Annotated in this window: 18 protein-coding genes; 14 read left to right on the top strand and 4 right to left on the bottom strand. The window is 50.6% G+C overall.

Features of this window, described 5'->3' with window-relative positions; translation table 11 throughout:
- The first annotated feature begins 20 nt into the window (after window positions 1–20).
- Genes HRQ63_RS05700 through HRQ63_RS05690 form a run of 3 tightly spaced genes read left to right on the top strand, consistent with a single transcriptional unit; the run spans window position 21 to window position 3,606 of the window.
- Complete coding sequence (locus HRQ63_RS05700; protein ID WP_229714072.1) at window positions 21–1,793, top strand: cache domain-containing sensor histidine kinase; 1,773 nt, start codon at window positions 21–23, stop codon at window positions 1,791–1,793.
- A 17-nt stretch (window positions 1,794–1,810) separates the two neighbouring features.
- Window positions 1,811–3,364 (top strand): response regulator, encoded by a 1,554-nt coding sequence (locus tag HRQ63_RS05695; RefSeq protein WP_172240299.1) that lies wholly within the window; start codon window positions 1,811–1,813, stop codon window positions 3,362–3,364.
- Between the two features lie 14 nt (window positions 3,365–3,378).
- Window positions 3,379–3,606, top strand: coding sequence for a hypothetical protein (locus HRQ63_RS05690; RefSeq protein WP_037289504.1), 228 nt, complete (start codon window positions 3,379–3,381; stop codon window positions 3,604–3,606).
- 57 nt (window positions 3,607–3,663) lie between these two features.
- Here the strand turns inward: HRQ63_RS05690 and HRQ63_RS05685 are convergent, their stop codons facing one another.
- Window positions 3,664–4,458 carry an SDR family NAD(P)-dependent oxidoreductase gene (locus tag HRQ63_RS05685; protein WP_172240296.1) on the bottom strand — a complete coding sequence of 265 codons (795 nt, stop codon included), beginning with the start codon at window positions 4,456–4,458 and terminating at the stop codon, window positions 3,664–3,666.
- 143 nt (window positions 4,459–4,601) lie between these two features.
- Entirely contained in the window at window positions 4,602–5,003 is a 402-nt protein-coding gene (locus HRQ63_RS05680) for an ArsR/SmtB family transcription factor (RefSeq protein WP_172240293.1), read from the bottom strand.
- Window positions 5,004–5,195: 192 nt separating this feature from the next.
- On the opposite strand from HRQ63_RS05680, the gene HRQ63_RS05675 reads away from it, so the two are divergent.
- The 7 genes from HRQ63_RS05675 (at window position 5,196) to HRQ63_RS05645 (ending at window position 8,838) form a co-directional block, all read left to right on the top strand.
- A complete protein-coding gene (locus HRQ63_RS05675) occupies window positions 5,196–5,399 on the top strand; it encodes a helix-turn-helix transcriptional regulator (RefSeq protein ID WP_088489829.1) in 204 nt (67 codons plus the stop codon).
- Window positions 5,400–5,402: 3 nt separating this feature from the next.
- Window positions 5,403–5,843, top strand: coding sequence for a hypothetical protein (locus HRQ63_RS05670; protein WP_172240290.1), 441 nt, complete (start codon window positions 5,403–5,405; stop codon window positions 5,841–5,843).
- A gap of 45 nt (window positions 5,844–5,888) precedes the next feature.
- Complete coding sequence (locus HRQ63_RS05665; RefSeq protein WP_172240287.1) at window positions 5,889–6,083, top strand: glycine zipper domain-containing protein; 195 nt, start codon at window positions 5,889–5,891, stop codon at window positions 6,081–6,083.
- Between the two features lie 313 nt (window positions 6,084–6,396).
- The gene (locus HRQ63_RS05660) at window positions 6,397–6,807 is read left to right on the top strand and encodes a DUF3592 domain-containing protein (RefSeq protein WP_172240284.1); all 411 of its coding nucleotides are present in this window, start codon (window positions 6,397–6,399) and stop codon (window positions 6,805–6,807) included.
- 27 nt (window positions 6,808–6,834) lie between these two features.
- On the top strand, window positions 6,835–7,905 hold the full coding sequence (locus tag HRQ63_RS05655) for a Kiwa anti-phage protein KwaB-like domain-containing protein (protein ID WP_172240281.1): 1,071 nt from the start codon (window positions 6,835–6,837) through the stop codon (window positions 7,903–7,905).
- A 16-nt stretch (window positions 7,906–7,921) separates the two neighbouring features.
- Window positions 7,922–8,581: a hypothetical protein gene (locus HRQ63_RS05650; RefSeq protein WP_172240278.1), complete on the top strand. Its 660-nt coding sequence runs from the start codon at window positions 7,922–7,924 to the stop codon at window positions 8,579–8,581.
- Between the two features lie 80 nt (window positions 8,582–8,661).
- Window positions 8,662–8,838 (top strand): hypothetical protein, encoded by a 177-nt coding sequence (locus HRQ63_RS05645; RefSeq protein ID WP_172237243.1) that lies wholly within the window; start codon window positions 8,662–8,664, stop codon window positions 8,836–8,838.
- 58 nt (window positions 8,839–8,896) lie between these two features.
- On the opposite strand, the gene HRQ63_RS05640 is transcribed toward HRQ63_RS05645, so the two are convergent.
- On the bottom strand, window positions 8,897–9,295 hold the full coding sequence (locus HRQ63_RS05640; RefSeq protein ID WP_172240275.1) for a hypothetical protein: 399 nt from the start codon (window positions 9,293–9,295) through the stop codon (window positions 8,897–8,899).
- Window positions 9,296–9,727: 432 nt separating this feature from the next.
- Between HRQ63_RS05640 and HRQ63_RS05635 the strand changes: the two genes are divergently transcribed.
- From HRQ63_RS05635 to HRQ63_RS05620, 4 genes are all read left to right on the top strand, one after another.
- Entirely contained in the window at window positions 9,728–11,092 is a 1,365-nt protein-coding gene (locus tag HRQ63_RS05635; RefSeq protein WP_172240272.1) for a helix-turn-helix domain-containing protein, read from the top strand.
- Complete coding sequence (locus tag HRQ63_RS05630) at window positions 11,089–11,262, top strand: hypothetical protein (RefSeq protein ID WP_172240270.1); 174 nt, start codon at window positions 11,089–11,091, stop codon at window positions 11,260–11,262. The genes HRQ63_RS05635 and HRQ63_RS05630 overlap by 4 nt, the downstream gene beginning before the upstream one ends.
- Before the next feature lie 320 nt (window positions 11,263–11,582).
- Window positions 11,583–12,761, top strand: coding sequence for a hypothetical protein (locus tag HRQ63_RS05625; RefSeq protein ID WP_172240268.1), 1,179 nt, complete (start codon window positions 11,583–11,585; stop codon window positions 12,759–12,761).
- A gap of 190 nt (window positions 12,762–12,951) precedes the next feature.
- Window positions 12,952–14,055: a hypothetical protein gene (locus HRQ63_RS05620; protein WP_172240266.1), complete on the top strand. Its 1,104-nt coding sequence runs from the start codon at window positions 12,952–12,954 to the stop codon at window positions 14,053–14,055.
- A 150-nt stretch (window positions 14,056–14,205) separates the two neighbouring features.
- Here the strand turns inward: HRQ63_RS05620 and thrS are convergent, their stop codons facing one another.
- Window positions 14,206–16,170 carry a threonine--tRNA ligase gene (gene thrS / locus HRQ63_RS05615; RefSeq protein ID WP_172240264.1) on the bottom strand — a complete coding sequence of 655 codons (1,965 nt, stop codon included), beginning with the start codon at window positions 16,168–16,170 and terminating at the stop codon, window positions 14,206–14,208.
- Window positions 16,171–16,495 lie beyond the last annotated feature (325 nt).

Here is a 16,495-nt window from a genome sequence, read left to right as displayed (position 1 = left end):
AGCCAGAAGGAGGTCGCACGGTGCTTTTCCGAACATTCAAACTCGGCGGCCGAGCCAGCCTGCAAACCAAGTTCTTTCTGGCATTCGCCGTTCTTCTCCTGATCGTCATGGGCAGCTTCGCCATTTATGTGAATACAATCGTGGTGCATCCGCTGCGGGAAACGACGGAGAACGAGATGCGGCTCTCCGCAGCCAAAATCGGGGATCAGCTCGATCTCTACGTCGACAGCCAGAACCAACTTTCGCAGCGGATTTTGTCGAGTAAAGATATTTTCGCATTGATGCCGACCGGCGATTCTTCGCGATTATCCGTGGAAGGATTGTCGCTCAATCGAAAATTAAGAGAAATCATGTTCCAATCCATCGGGCCCAGCATGAACATCGAGGACGTCGCGATTTACGATCTGCGCGGCGGCCTGCTGACCACTTTCATCGGCGCGCCGGGCAATCCTTCGTCCTTGCTGCCGTTTTTGGAAAGCAGCGGCAATGACGTCAACTGGGTTGAAAACGGTTACTCCCTGTATCGCCCAACCGCGAATCGCGTGTTTTTTATCCGGGCGATCATCAATCAGAACGGCAAAGTATTCGGTTACATGGCGATTCAGCTTCAGCAGGAAATGCTCCGGCGCTCTGTCGCTGCGGGAAGCCCCGGCAGCGAGGTGTACGTGATCGATTACGCCGGGCGAACCATTTACGAATCGAATCCGTCCGAAGCGGAAACGCCCGACTTCCGGCTTCCGACCTCGGATTTAAACGGCGTAACGATCAACGATACCGGCGATTACGTCGCGTATTATCGATCCGAAGAGACAGGCTGGACCACGTACACCGTGACGCCGAAAAAGGTGGTGCTCGGTCCCGTCAATTCGGTCGCGACCATCTCCATGCTGCTGATCGCTTCGTTGTTTCTTTTTTCCGCCGCTTATATGTATTTCTCCGCCCGCAGCTTCCTGCTGCCGATCCGCAAGCTGCGCAATCAGATGCGGCGCATCAATTACAGCAATATCGATACCAAAGTGGAGACCCCTTCGTCGAACAACGAGCTGCTGCAATTGAGCGAGTCGTTCCAGGGGCTGCTGGATCGGCTGCAGGTCTCGATCGAGCGGGAAAAGCTGGCCGTGCACGAAGAAGCGATTGCCCGCAACTCGGCGCTGCAAGCGCAAATCGCGCCGCATTTTATCCATAATACGCTGTACCTGATCAGCATCGCCGCGCAGGAAGGGAAGAACGAAGTCGTCTCGGAAATGTGCAAAAACCTGTCGGACAGCCTGCGTTATATCGTTTCTTCGCCGTACGAGCATGTGAGCCTGACGCAGGAACTGGAGCATACGAAAGATTATCTGGCGCTGCTGCGGCACAATTACGAAGATGATTTGGAATGGAACATCGATGAAGATCCGGCATTCGACGAGATCCGCCTGCCGAGATTGGTGATCCAGCCTTTTGTCGAGAACTGTATCGAACACGCTTTCGGAAATGCGGACGCGCCGTGGCGGATCGAGATTCGGGTGAAGCTGTACAACGGATTGTGGGCGCTGGAGGTACGGGATAACGGGGAAGGTTTCTCGCAGGAGATCATTGCGCGCACGCTGGACCTGATTCGATCGACGGAAACCTTCGGCGAAGACGCTCCTCGGGAAACGGGCATCGGCGGCATGGGTATCGTCAATACGGCGCACCGTTTGCAGCTCATGTACAAAAACCGGTTGTTTTTCAATATGTACAATCATTCCGATAACGGAGGAGGAGCGGCGATCCAGATCATTGCGTCGCTTACGGAAGATTTTTATTAAAGAAAGGAGTGGCAGAAATGTATAACGCGATCATCGCGGAAGACAGCAAACCGATCTTGCGCAACCTTCAAATGCTGATCCGGTCGGCCGGCCTGCCCGTTCAGGTGACGGCGACCGCTTCGAACGGATTGGAAGCGCTGGAGCAGTTGAAGTCCCGGCCCGTCGATATTTTGCTCACCGATATTCGGATGCCGAAGCTGGACGGACTGGGACTGATCGAGCAGGCGAAAAAGCTGAATCCCCGGCTGCAAACGGTGCTGATCAGCGGCTACAGCGACTTCGAATATGCGCGCCGCGCGCTGAATTTGCAGGCGTTCGACTATCTGCTCAAGCCTGTGGATCAAGGGCAGTTGGCGGACGTGCTCGGCCGATTGCTGGAGCAGCTTCGCGAGCAGCAGGAGAACGAGCGGCGTTTGCTGGAAGGTGTGGTAGAAGCGGACTATTTGGCGAAAATGACGTTGGATACGGAGTTGTTGGCGGGAGAGAAACGGTTGGTGTTGGTGCGTCAGCGTCCTTTTGCGGCCGAAGCGAAGGCTTGGGACATCGAAAGCATCGACGCTGCGTTAAAAGACTTTTTCAAAACCGAAGCGTTCAGGGTGCTGCCTTCGCAGCAAGCGGGCCAGTTTGTTATACTGAAAGATGAAGGCGTATTCATAGAGAGTGCTACCGCGGAAATCATAACCGAAAGCTCTGCCGAGCGTCTTCGATTCGACGAAGTTGCGGTTGTCGAAGCGTTGAAGAATGCCGGACTATCCGCTATCGCGCTGGCCGCCGCTGAGCCGGTTGAATTACGTGCATTGTCTGCGGCATACGGCAAACTCGAGCGTACCGTGCGCGATCGTTTGACGGTATCCGGCTGCCTGGCTTCGTCGCTGGCGGGAGAGCAGGAGGTTGGAGCCGGCGAAGCGACGAAACTGGCGATTCAGGTTCAGCTTGCGGAGTTGATCGTTCAGCGCCAAAAGGAACGTTTCCTGCTGCTGCTTCGGCAAAGTTTGTCTTATTGGCTGCACGACTCCGCGCGGATGATGAGTCTGGAGCGCTTGGTGAGCTTTTTGGCGGACGAACTTGGGGCGGGCGGGCAAGACCCGGTGATTGAGGCAAGCGGTGAAAAAGTGCCGGACGTCGCGAATTCGGAACACGAGCTTCGGGCTTTGTTCGCTGCCGCAAGTCCTGAAGCTTTTGCGGAATCGCTCTATGCGTGGTGCGCGGCAAAGTTCGATCGGCTGCAAGAACCGGGCAAGCGCGGGGGAGAAGAATTATTCGAGCAAATCGACCGGTATCTGAGGCAAAACCTTTACGTTCAGATCTCGATTGCCGAAGCCGCGCAGCAGTTCCACGTGAGTCCTTCGTATATCAGTCGCATCATCAAGCGGTATACGGGCAGCACGTTCGTGCATCACTATATGGAGCTGAAGATCGATGAAGCGCGCCGTTTGCTGGCCTCGGAGCCGGATATGAAGGTCAAACACGTCTCGGACGCGCTGGGCTTCGGCGATCCGCATTATTTTTCCAAAGTATTCAAGGAGTATGCAGGCTGCAGCCCGACGGAGTATAAAGACAAATTGGCTTAGAGGAGAGATCGTTCATGGAAGAATCGCCCCGCGACCAAGCCGTCCGGCAGGGTGCCGAAGCAATAACCGGAATCATGCACTATTTTAGCCTGGGCATGGGCATTTTGCTGATCGCTTTCGGCGTGTACGTGATCTGGCCGAAATACTACGATCGCCGTCGCAGCCGCGCAAAAACGGTCGGCGGCGTATTGTGTGCGGGCTTTGGATTGATTTTGTTGGTGAACGGACTGATCCAGTTGTAGCATTCCTTAAGAAAACCGGACGATCTTGCATCGTCCGGTTTTTGTGTTCGATCGGGATCAAGTGTGCTTTAATCCCGAACGCAGCATTCGCTCGACGATCCGGAGTACCGAACGTCGTGAGAAAAAACGCGGCAGCTGCCCCATCCAGTAATTGCCGCGTCCGGCGATCCGATAATTTTTTTGCTGCTCGACCGCTTGAAAAGCCGCGTTCACGACTTCGATCGGCTGCATGCGTTTTCCATTGAGCGAATCTGCGCCGGAAGAGCCGTGAAAAGAGCTTTGCGTTTCGCCGGGGCATAAAGCCAGAAATTGTACGCCTCGATTTTGATTTTCCGCCCACAATGCTTCGGTAAAACTCAACACATAAGCTTTCGTCGCGCCGTACACAGCCATGTAGGGAGAAGGTTGAAACGCGGTCATCGAAGCAACATTGATCACAAGACCGGAACCTCGCTTCAGCATGTTCGGCAGCAAATAGCGGGTCAATTCGGTCAGTGTCATGATATTAAGCGTAACTTCGCGTTCGATTCGTGCCGCGTCAATTTCTTCAAACCGGGCCATCGTGCCGATGCCGGCGTTGTTGATCAACATATCGGGTTGCAAACCGCAATCTTGCATATTCTTCGTTAACCGTTCTGCCGCGCCGCTTACGGACAGGTCCAAAGAAATCGCGACAGCCTGAATCCCGTATCGACCGGATAATCTCTCGGCCAAAGCATTCAGCTTTTCTGAGGAACGAGCAACAAGGATCAGATGTGCGCCTTTTGCGGCAAGCTCTTCCGAGAAACATTCTCCGATTCCCGACGAAGCTCCTGTGATCAAAACCGTTTTTCCGGTGTACCGATCAATCATGATTATTCCTCCCGATTGGTAGAATATATAAGTCGATAAATCTAAATGATTAAACATTTAAACATTTAAACATTTGGACTAAAAGGATAAATAAAAAGCATCTTTGAAGGGATACTTTTTAGGATGGCTTTGCGATCTGTTGTTCAAGCTTTGGGCTCGTGCGTTTTATCCGGATCTTGTTCCAATTCCATGACGGCAGCAAGCAATCGTCGGAGTTTCGATACGACCGAATCCTGCTCCGCCAAGCTGTAATAGACTTCAGTAGCTTCTTTGCGCGAAGTGACGATACCGGCTTGTTTAAGAACTTTCAAATGATGCGAAATAGCGGGGCGGGACAGCTCCGAACGTTCGACGACCTGGGAAACGTTGAGCCGCTTGTGCAGCATGAACATCATCAGAATATCCTGTCTTACAGGTTCCGCGAGCGCTTTTAAAATGTCCGTTGCCGATCGCAATTCCTCCAATACCGTCTGCTTTTTGGCGAGCAATTTCGGATTTGAATGTTCGTTTTCTTCGCCGGATTTGGAATGTTTTTCATCCTTCATTATGCTTCATCCTTTAATGTCGAAATGTTTGATCGTTTAAACGTATCTTACACAAGGGTACGCAAAATTGCAAGATTACTCTAGCTTTTAAAAGTCTCGAGTGCTTTTGCAAAGCTGACTTGACACTTTATGCAAAGTTAACTATACTAAAATTGCAAAGCAGACATTGCAAATGGTGAGGGAGGAGTCCTATTGAAAACACGAATCCCGGAATTGCGGAAGCAGCGCAAGCTGTCGCAAGAGGAATTGGGACTGGCCGTCGGCGTAACCCGCCAAACGATCACGTCGCTCGAAGTCGGCAAGTATACGGCTTCTCTGGTGTTGGCTTACAAGATCGCTCGCTTTTTCGGACTGACGATCGAAGAAGTATTTGATTTCAGCGAAGTGGAGGAATAGACCATGCACACATTTCGGCAAAAGGTACGGACCCGCATTATTGTGTTGACGGTGTTGGCGATGGCCGTTGCGTTGATCTATACGGGCTTTATGCTGTACCGCTCGGAACTGCCGATCCTGAACAGCTTCACGAAAGGATTTCACCAAGGCATCTTTTTCGGATTGGAGTTGGTAATTCTCGGATTCCTTGCGCAAAATATCAAAGGCTCAAGAAGCGAAGCCGCGCTCAAAAAAATGCAGATCGAAGAAAATGACGAACGGTTCAGCCTCATTATTCAAAAAACGGCTTCGATGACATGCTTGGTGATGTTTGCGGCGCTCGGCGTTGCTACGGTGATTGCGGGGTTTTTGAATGCGGCGGTGTTCTTTGCCTTGTTGGGTGCGCTGCTGTTTATGGTCATTTTGTTTTATGCGATGTGGATATATTTCGCGAAACGGAATTGAGCGGGGCGCGTAGTAGGAAGAAATTGGACAAAGGAGAGTGCAGCGATGAAAACGAAAGAGCAGTCGAAAACGAAGGAGCAGTCGATAAGCATCGGGATCGCGCTTGGTACTTCGTTCGGTCTTTTGTTCGGATTGATGATGGACAATATTACGTTGGGACTTCCGATCGGAATGGCGGTAGGCATAGCGTTGGGCGCGGCATTCGGCGATTCCAAGCAGGATGAGCAGGAGGAAAAGTAGTTATTTAAAAGGTGTGTAGATAAAGGTTTTCTCGAATAAGAGAAAGCCTTTTTTTGTATTTAGGTATATAGGTGGCTTGGAATGCAAAGTTTCAATCCGCGCACCCGCACGGAGTGCGATTGCACCCACTCTAACCCCAAGCCCGGTAAGGCTTCCCGGGTCAAAAAGTGCGAACCTCCCGGGGATTTGTTGGGAGCTTCAGGTTCGCACTTTTTCCCTGGTTTGGCTCAACTCAATCTGCCTGAAAAAGGGTAATAAGCAGGAGAGGAAGCAGGCAGAAACGTAAATAAGCCAAAGAAAGCGAGGGATTCCCTTGATTCAATGGATGGGACTGCTTTTTCTCGCGATCGGGGTTATCGTTGCGGGGATCGGCGTGTTCGTATGGCTGCGACACCGAAGCTTCATGCGGCACGCCGAAGTTTCGACAGGCGAAGTTGTGGAGTATGCCGAAGAAGTTCGGCGCAGCTCCAATCGCACGATGCGTTACTATTTTCCGATTGTACGCTTTAATACCCCGGAGGGTCTATTGGAAGAACGATCCAAGGTCGGCACCTCATGGAGAAGCCACAAGATCGGTCTTCCCGTCGACGTGTACTATCTGCGGGACAATCCGGCGCGTTTTAAATTAAAGTCGACGACAAGCATTCTGCTATCCGTCATTCCCGTCAGCGTCGGTATCGTATTCGTCGCGATCGGCGCCACGCTCAGCGGGATGTTTGCCTAACCTTTACAAAAAGGAGCCAGCCAATCCATGACTTTAGCGATCAACAAGCCGAATCATCCGCTGACTAAGCTAAGCCGCCTCGCCACCCCGGAAGAGCTGCGCGAAATCAACGTGGTTTTTTCCCTTGTACGCAAGCAAAAGGAAGCAGATCGTTATTACCGTGCCAAATCGCTCTCCTTATCGGAAAGTCTGGGCACATGGCTTAAGCAGCAGATCCTTCGCGAGACGCGTGCGTTACAGATTACAGAATCGGACGGAACGCGGCGCTTCGCGGTCGGTGAATACCATCTGGAAGTCCAAAAGCATGAACGGTTGGCCCGATTAACGTTGGACGAAACGATCGGAATTCCGTATGAACGCAAAAAACGTCTTCTCCAAGCGTTGGCCCATCCGGACAGTTTGCTGGAAACGACCGATACGGAGTTCCAGATCGTTCAACTCGAATTTGACGGCCATCGATTGTATTTCTTTTTCTACCGCAAACCCAAACAAAGCGCATCTCGAAAAAAGTGGGCGTTTGGCAGCTCGAATGAACTGACGGAGACTTCCGAGGAATTGATCGAATTGGGCGGGAAGATTGAATTCATCATGATCGAAAACGAGCTGTACATCTCCAGGCTTCAATCTTTTGAATATGTGTTCGATTACCGCGATCATATCGTCCAAGCCCGGGATCGCAATCTCGATACGCTTACGGATATGCCTTTTTTTGCGATCGGCGAAGCGGATAAAGAGCGCTTTAAGCATGACTGCACAGCCTTTTTCCATACAAGAACAGTAGCGCAAATGGGCGAGAAACAAATGGACGCGCTGGAGCAGAACTTCAAAGACCGGTGCAGCGAACTGCGTATGATCCGAAACAACATTCCCGCCAGTTCGGACCGCGAGCAAGAATACCGTCAAGCTTATGCCCCGTTATGGGAACTGTACGATTTTCTCGACTTGGAAAAAGAGCTGGTGATCTATCCGGAAGGAAGCCGTCCCACGGTGCTGCTGCGCTTTTTCGGGAATAAAATCGTCCAGTCCTTTTTAACGAAAGAATTCGGCCTGACCGACTCGATCGAGAATGCCGAGCAACAGACGGATATGGACGTATAGAGGAGGAGCTTGGGGAATGTGGAGTAAAAAAGAACCGATCATCCTCTGGACGACCGCCTATGCGCCGTTGTTGATGCTGATGCTCGGCGGTTTTTTGTATCGCAACGATCTGCTGCCGCAGGCGATTCGGGAAGAGCGGTTGTCGCAGATGCTCGGAGGGCGCCTTTGGATTGCGGAATCAGGTTTCCTGCTGGCCGTGCTCGGAGGTTCGCTGCTTTTGTACCGTCTGGTGATCGTCTGGCTGCTGCGCGATATCGGGAAAAAGGTGCATTCGGGAAGCGGCGGACAGAACTACGCGGTTCGGCGGTTCGAAAAGCTGCCCGCCAGCGACTATACCTTTTTCCTCATGACCCTGCTGCTGCCGCGGCTTGCGCTGGATTACTCGTCGATCACCAATTTTGCCGTTTCGCTGCTGATGATCGTGTTCATTATCGCGGTGTTCGTGAAAACGGACACGATCGCGACCTGCCCGCTGTTTTTCGTATCCGGCTATCGGGTGTTCAAAGGGACCATTTCTGCGCATAGTCGGGAAGAGGAAGCAGAGGACCGAGAGCTTCGGCGCGAGGTCGTGCTGTTGGTGAGAGGCAAGGATCTGGATCTGGGGGAGAAGTATCGTGGCGAAGCATTGAAAGGGAACGTTTATATGATAAGCCGCAGCCGGACAAAAATCGGATAGCGCATGCGGAACCGAACTTTATGTCCGCCTGTTTCCTCTCCCGCCATTCCGGTTACTTCCACACTATGGAGGTGATACGGATGCCCAATTCCAATGACCATGACGGCAAGCATTCCTCGAAAAAAATGACGGCGCTGGCTTCCAAAGTGCTTCACGATAAAGAGGCCGAAAAAAATACCAAATCGCTTGCAGGATCGGTACTGTCGCAAGCGGAGTCTCATCATGACGAACAAGATGCCGATTCAAAAAAGAACTGAACGTGTTCAATACCGGATAAGCCCTCGATTCCTTGGCGGAATGAGGGCTTTCGTCGTTTTACTCGCGAATGCCTACTCCGATACGCTGCTCGCTCTCGGCATCGATATAAATAACCAACGGACCCAGCAGCTGATCTTGAAGCGTATTAAAGGTCACCAGAATAACTTGATCCGGCATTGGCGTGCTTTGCTTATCCATCGCGATTCCATACCAGATCGAACTTCCTTTGGGCCGTTCAACTTTAGCCGTTTTCCAGTTTCCTTGTACGGAGTCTTTTTGTCGATCGCTTAAGCTGTCCCAGGCAATCTGGCGGATTTTCGCGTCCTCGTTTTGTTCATCATTAGGTACGGCAACTGTGGTCGAAGAGATCGAAACTCCGCCGTTGGATTGCGAATAATTTACTTCTTTACATCCCGTTAACGTCATTGAAAAAGCGAGCATCACAATGATCCACAAATTTTTGCTTCGAAAAAGAATAGATGTATTCAGACATTCTCCTCCTCTCCCATTATCTATTTGACGGAATTTATTCCAGAAAAGTTACGTTATGAGTAAAGCGCTGCTAAACCCTCGTCAAAACTACCAAACATCTTGTTTTTCATTATTACTAGCTGAATATAATTATCAAAATCATGAATTTAAATACATGACTGTCGGGTCATTACGGTAAGTAGATTTCCATTTTAAAATCCTTGTTGCTGCTTGGTTTAAATCATTCAAGTATTGTTCAAAAATGGATGCAAAAAGAAATTGACCGATGTTTATTTATTCTGTATATTGTAAATTAATTGTAAGGGAAGGATTTAGTGTTTATCTTTCATTTTGAGAAAAATACAACGGTCAACTGGTATATACAGGAAACGTTTTTGAAGCGAAAGAGGTGCGGAGATGGAAATGACAATGACGCTGCGTTCCGAAATTGAAAGAGGAATCGCAGAAATGGGAATGAATTTTTCAGAATTCGGCGAATGGTCGGGAATCAATCGTGGCATTTTCAGCGCAATATTGAACAGCAATCCTCCCAAACCCATTTCGCTCAACCAGTTGGAACGGATCGCAAAAGCGCTCGGACATGAGGAAGGCTGGATGTTCGACTTGTACATTGACGAGTGTTTCTACGACGGAAGGCCGAATCGCCGTCGCGTAGAACCTTTCCTGATCCGCTCCGCCGAGCTGGACCGAATCGATTGCATCGAAAAAGTATTGTCCAGATTGCTGGAAGACCTTAAGCAGTTGGAAATGATTTTCGAGATCGGAGAAGCCCTGTATACGAGCGGGAAGATCAAAGAATCGACCGTGTTTTACCAGTGTATCGTGCAGAACGAGAAGTACCACCAGTCGGAGCGTTTGGCAGTCAGCCATTATCGATTGTTCCGCGCGGCTCTGGGGGAAGACAACGAGCGCAACTTAAGAGCGGCGATCGAGTTCGAACCGTTTTGCGACAAGCTGCCGGATCATCATCGTTTGGATGGGTTGATGAGGTTGTTTGACGTATATTTTACTCTTGGAAAATTAGAAGAAGCGGAACAGTATTCAAGAGAATTGATTCAGTTTTCTTCAACAGTGTATGCTTTAGAAAAGCAAAGCATGAATAATCCAAATGCTTATATTCCAATTCAAACAGATCATCCGCTAGTTGTTTATTATGGATATGGTTTTCTAAGCATGGAAACTATTATGTTTCGCCAAGAAAACTTTAAGGAGGCTCGTGCGTATACGAAACTTTATGAAGATTTAAGTTACTTCGCTGGTTTGGATGAACAGGGGCGTAAAGAAGTCGAAAAATTTCGATTTTTTTCAAAGCAAAATAGTATTTATATCGATTTATTGTCTGGAGACTTGCAGTCTTTGGAAAAGTGCATAGCTTTTATGGATGAGCACCCGGAAGAAGTATCCGCAACAATTTCGATTTTGTTAACAGCAGCAAATCGAAATGATTTTGAAATTACAGAAATTCTAAAAGATTTTTATGGGAAAGTGGAGTCTTCAAAATTTGAGAATTCTCATTATAATAAAATGTATCAAATGAATCGATACATAGATATTTGCTATGAGGCAGCTCAATATTATTTCAAAAAAAGAATATTTGATGAAGCCTTTGATTATTTATTGAATGGTTTAGAGATTGTCGTTAAAATAAACAATAAAGAAATGTTTATGAAATATGTACCTCTTTTTGAGAAATACAGGATCGATACTTCAGAAGATCAACATTTGAAGTATAAAAAAATTATGAAGGAGATGATTTTATGAAAAAAGGGTTTTCGAAATTCTTTATTTCCCTTGCTTTGCTTACTGTTTTTACGACTACGTTAACGCTTGAAGTCAATACTGATAAAAGTATTGATAAAGGTAACCTTGGTACCGCTATTGAATATAAGATGATGAGTGGCGGTAGTGGCGGCGGACTTGGAACTTGGTGACTACTAAGGGCAAAGATGAGTAATATATAACTTCAAATTTTTAAACTAAGGTTCTTCCCATTGATTTTAGGGAAAGAATCTTTTTTTATTTGCTTCACGTCACTTGATTACATATGGATAACGAAGATACGCTCTATTGCTTCAACTTTTTTATCTGTCATAAAAAAACGGATTAGCCTCAATTCTTCGAAAAATTCCAAACCTAACTAACTATATCTCGCCGAATCTTCTTTTTAAAAGAGGGGCTTTTTTTCGATTCGTTAACGCTTCAATGGTTTAAAGTAGGTAGAACCATACTGCTGTACATAGGAGGCGTTCACATGGAAAAGAAACCATCAAGTCACGCAAGAAAATGGTCAGCGGCGGTCGTGGCGACTGCGGTATTGGCGGGCGGCGTGTATGCGGTGCCTCATATTTTTGCAGACGGTTCACCGGAATCGGAGGCTAAAGTCGCGGCTTCGGCCGATAAGACGGCAAGCACCAAGGCTAGTCCCGTACCCAATGCAGCAGCATCCGTAACCACGTCGGTTAGTGCTTCGAGCACATCGACTGCGGTTCGCACGGCATCGGCATCCGTTACCAAAATCGGCAATGCGGAAGTATATCTGCCGGTCATCTCTATCGATCCCAAAAAATCTTCGGTTACCGCGACCCGTGCCGCGTTAATCGATCTTGAAGTCATGACGCTGCGGGCGGTCGAGCATTTCCCGTTGGATACATCGGAAAAAGCATATGCGACCTTGACGGAAACCCGCAATCGGGCCGTCGAAGTATTGTCCGATCCGAATGCGCCGATAGATCGGATTTACTCCACGTCCCGTAAGCTGGAAGAATCGCTTGACCGTTACAACGGCGAAGCGATCAGCAACGCGAACGCGGTGAAAAAAGTGCTGGCCGACGCTAAAAGCAAAAGCGGCAATAACGCAGCCGGAGCGCTCGTCCTGCAAGGCGTAGCCGAAGCGCAAAACAAGCTGTCGGCAGACTCCACCAAGGATGGCGCGCTGTCCGCGTATAAGCAGTTCCTGCTGCGCGAATCGGAAGCGAACGATATTACGGCGTTCCGTGCATCCGATTATACGTCGGTGTTGAAGCAGTACGAAGCAAACATCAAGGCGCGCACGGAAAACGTCGACGAGGATCTGGTAGAAGACCTGCGCGACTCTTTCGATACGTCCGCAGCCGCTCTCGAAGCGATTCTTGACCGGACGTCCGGTAAAAACGAGCTGGACGCCGCGCAGTCGGGCGTCGAGACTACGTATGCCGCGTTGAACGAAGGTCTGTCGCTGGCAGCGGATATCAAATCGGCTGAACCTTTGCTCGACTCGCCGACCGGCAAAGAAAAAGGCCAATACGCCGCTTCCGCAGTCGGCACGTTAAAACGGGCAATCGGCAAAGCCGAGCGCGCGTTGGAGAAATCCACGACGGCGGAGCAGGTCAAAGAAGCAAGCTCGGATCTGTCTTCGGCAGTCTCCGAGTTCAAAAGTAAACGTAACACGTAATCCGTATCGGTTTCCGTTGTAAGGAAATCAAGCCCGTTCTTTCGTATTGCGAAATAACGGGCTTTTCGCGCGGCTGACTTCCGTTGCTTCGTTTCGGAAAAATAAGCAGAAATTTTTGCGTCTAAAATCCAGTATCAAGTTTATATAGGAAAGTAATTCCATTACATAAATAAGGAGGAGAATATTTTATATGAAAATCAACAAACGTTTCGCACGCACGTCCGCTGTAACGCTCGCGGTTGCCGTCGGCTTGGGAGGGTTCGGCATCCAGCCTTCAGCCGTGCAAGCAGACCAACCGGCTGTTTCTTCGCAGGCCGCGGTCCCGCTTGATTATTTGAACGACTCGATCCGTGCCGAGCTGATCGCATTGAATTTGAAAAGAGAACAGACCTTCTATATCACGCAAACGTATAATTTCGATTCCGATTCTTACCGCTACAACGATCTGATCGCCCTTCAAAATAAAGCGTATGTCGCGGCGCTTGATCCGGCAGCTTCACAGGCTGAATTATCGGCCATCCGGCAAGATTACGAAAAAGCACTGAACGATTTTATCGATTTCTACATCTTGGACGGTCAAATTTCCAAAATGTTTGCAACATCCGAGTACGTATTATACTACCATAGCAATATCGGCGAGGATGAAAGCAAGCTGTCGGTTTCCGACCGCGCTGTGCTGCATGCCGTATGGGACGCGCAAAAATACGCCGAAGATTTGGGCTGGCAGGAGAAAGGCAGTTATATCCAAGCCTTCAAGGAAGTTTATCTCCCGAAAGTCGTTCAAGCGAAAAAACTTTATGTGTACGATCCGGCTCCTTATTTGCAATCCGCGTCGAAATACCGTGCGGATATTCAAGCCAGGCTTAACGCGATCAGCGGAAATCCGGGCAATCACGCGAATTCCGTCCAAGCGTTCGAGCAAGCCGCATCCTTATTGGAACAGTTGGTCAACAGCAATGCCGATTCCAACCAAGTGAAGATGGCTCAGGGCAATCTGGACGTCAGATACGCGACATTGGTCGACGAATTGAAACGCGACAGCCCGATCGAAAATAGCGAAGAATATTTAAAATTGAAGAACGGCATCGCAATCGTATGGAAAACAATGGACGCGCCGAAAGGAATCGGGCCTGGCCAGTATCCGCAGTCGGCATTCGGCGACCTTCGCCGCGCGCTGCGCAAAGCGGAACGGGTTTTGGAAACGGCGACCACGTTGGAGCAATTGAAACAGGCCAATTCCGAATTGGCGGACGCGCAGACGGACTTCCTGATGCGCAGAAAGCCGGGTGCTTAACGGCCGGATTGCCCGGGCGTTCAAAAGCATAACTTGGACATCGAAAAAGGAAACGCTCGGGCATCGGCCCGAACGTTTCCTTTTATTTACCGATGATTTACCGAATAGTACCTTTAGCGTTGTAGAAGGTAATAGATAGACGTCTGATCGTCATTGCCGCTCGCAATTTTCTTGCAATAATGCCCCAACCGCTTCATCCAGCGACATCAGCACCTGCTCATCGCCGTTATACCGCCGCACGTTCACGCTGCCGGATTCCCGTTCCTTTTCGCCGACGACGAATACGTAAGGCACTTTTTCCTGCTGCGCCGCACGCATCTTGTAGCCGAGCTTATTGCCGCTGACTTCCGCTTCGACCCGAATTCCGGCGTCCCGCAGCATTTTCCGTACTTCGAACGCGTAGTCGTCATAATGAGCGGATACCGGCAGCACGCGGACCTGCACCGGAGCCAGCCACAGCGGGAACGCTCCGGCGTAATGCTCGATCAGAATGCCGATAAAGCGGTCGATCGATCCGTAAATCGCGCGATGGATCACGACCGGCCGATGCTTGCCGCCGTCTTCGCCGATATACCACAGATCGAACTTCTCCGGCATTTGGAAATCGAGCTGGATCGTGCCGCACTGCCAGCTGCGTCCGAGCGCGTCCAGCACGTGATAATCGATCTTCGGCCCGTAAAAGGCACCGTCGCCCTCGTTCAGCACATAGTCGACGCCGCGGTCCTCAAGCACGCGCCGCAGCGCGTTTTCCGCCTCGTCCCACAGTTCTTCGGAGCCCATGGAATCCTCCGGACGAGTGGACAACTCGATCCGATAGTCGAAGCCGAACACGCGGTACATCCGGTCGATCAGATCCATGACTTTTCCGATCTCGTCTTCGATCTGATTCGGCAGCACGAACAAATGCGCATCATCCTGGCAAAAAGTCCGCACCCGCATCAGCCCGTTCAGCGCGCCGGAGTATTCGTGACGATGCACCTGACCGAACTCCATCATGCGGATCGGCAGATCGCGGTAGGAACGCAGTTCGTTTTTGTACATCAGCATATGCCCCGGACAGTTCATCGGCTTGAGCGCGAACGCTTCGTCGTCCACTTCGGAAAAATACATATTGTCTTTATAATGATCCCAGTGGCCCGATTCTTCCCACAGACGACGGTTCATCATGAAAGGCGACCGCACTTCGTCGTAGCCGCTGCGAAGCTGCACGTCCCGCGAGAAGTTCTCCAGCTCTGTGCGAAGCGACATCCCGTTCGGCAAGTAAAAAGGCATCCCCGGCGCTTCGTCCGAAAACATGAACAGCTTCAGCTCGCGCCCCAGTTTGCGGTGATCGCGCTTTTTGGCTTCTTCCAACAGCAGCAGGTGCTCGTCGAGCTGTTCTTTGCGCGGGAAAGCCGAACCTTGAATCCGCTGAAGCACCGGACGCTCCGAGTCGCCGTTCCAGTAAGCGCCGGCGACGCTCAGCAGCTTGAATGCTTTGAGCCGTCCGGCCGAAGGAAGCAGCGGTTCGCTATAAAGATCTGCCCACTCGTCTTGCTCGTAGATTCGCAATTCCGCTCCTTCAGGAGCTTGCTCGATCGCTTCGACCTTGTACGGCTCGTTACGCTCCCGGAACAGAACTAACGCTTCTGCGCGACTAACCTTGCGGCCGCGAATGGGCAGATTCTCTTCGGCGATCTTCCGCATTTCGCGTTCGATCGCATGCAGATCGTCGGCGGAGAGGGCGGAAGGAAGTTCGAATTCGTAGTAAAAGCCGTCTTTGGCAACCTGACTATTCCCCAGCCGAACCGCGGCGTTGCCGCCGTATAATCGTTTCACGGCCCGGGCGAGCAGATTCGCGGCGCTTCGGCGGTAAATCGGGAGACTGTCCTCATCTGCCGGAAGCAGAATTTCCAGCGAAGCGTTCTCCTGCACGCATTCGCACAGATCGACCAAGCGACCGTTCAAACGGGCGGCTACGGCGTTTTTGCCGAGCGAAGTTCCTGCGGACCGGGCGATTTCGAGGATCGAAGTGCCGGACAAGACTTGGCGTACGTCGCCGTTAGGGAAAGTGATGTCAACCCGTTCGCGATCGTTCGAACCGGAATTGACGTTAACATTGGATAATTGGGACATGCTGCATTCCTCCAAGTATAGTGGGATGGCGAGCGCAGACGATCTTCCGGAAAACGCAAAAAGCACACTCTCCCGGAAAGGGACGAGTGCGCTCGGCTCGTGGTTCCACCCTCATTCAGCCATGACTTTCGCAGCGGATGCTCCGATAGGCAAGTCACGACCCTTACTTGGAATCCGGTAACGGGGATCAATCGGCGGAAGCTACCGGCCACCGTGCGGATCCACTCAGGATCGGCAGCGGACATGGCGTTCGCTCTCGCGGCTGCGAAGGGGTAATTCCGGGCCGCTTTCCGGAGAAGCTCTCAGCAATCGCTTCTTTCTCTGG

The organism is Saccharibacillus endophyticus (genome assembly GCF_013185185.1).
GTDB classification, from domain to species: domain Bacteria; phylum Bacillota; class Bacilli; order Paenibacillales; family Paenibacillaceae; genus Saccharibacillus; species Saccharibacillus endophyticus.
This window is presented reverse-complemented; position numbering and strand designations above follow the sequence as displayed.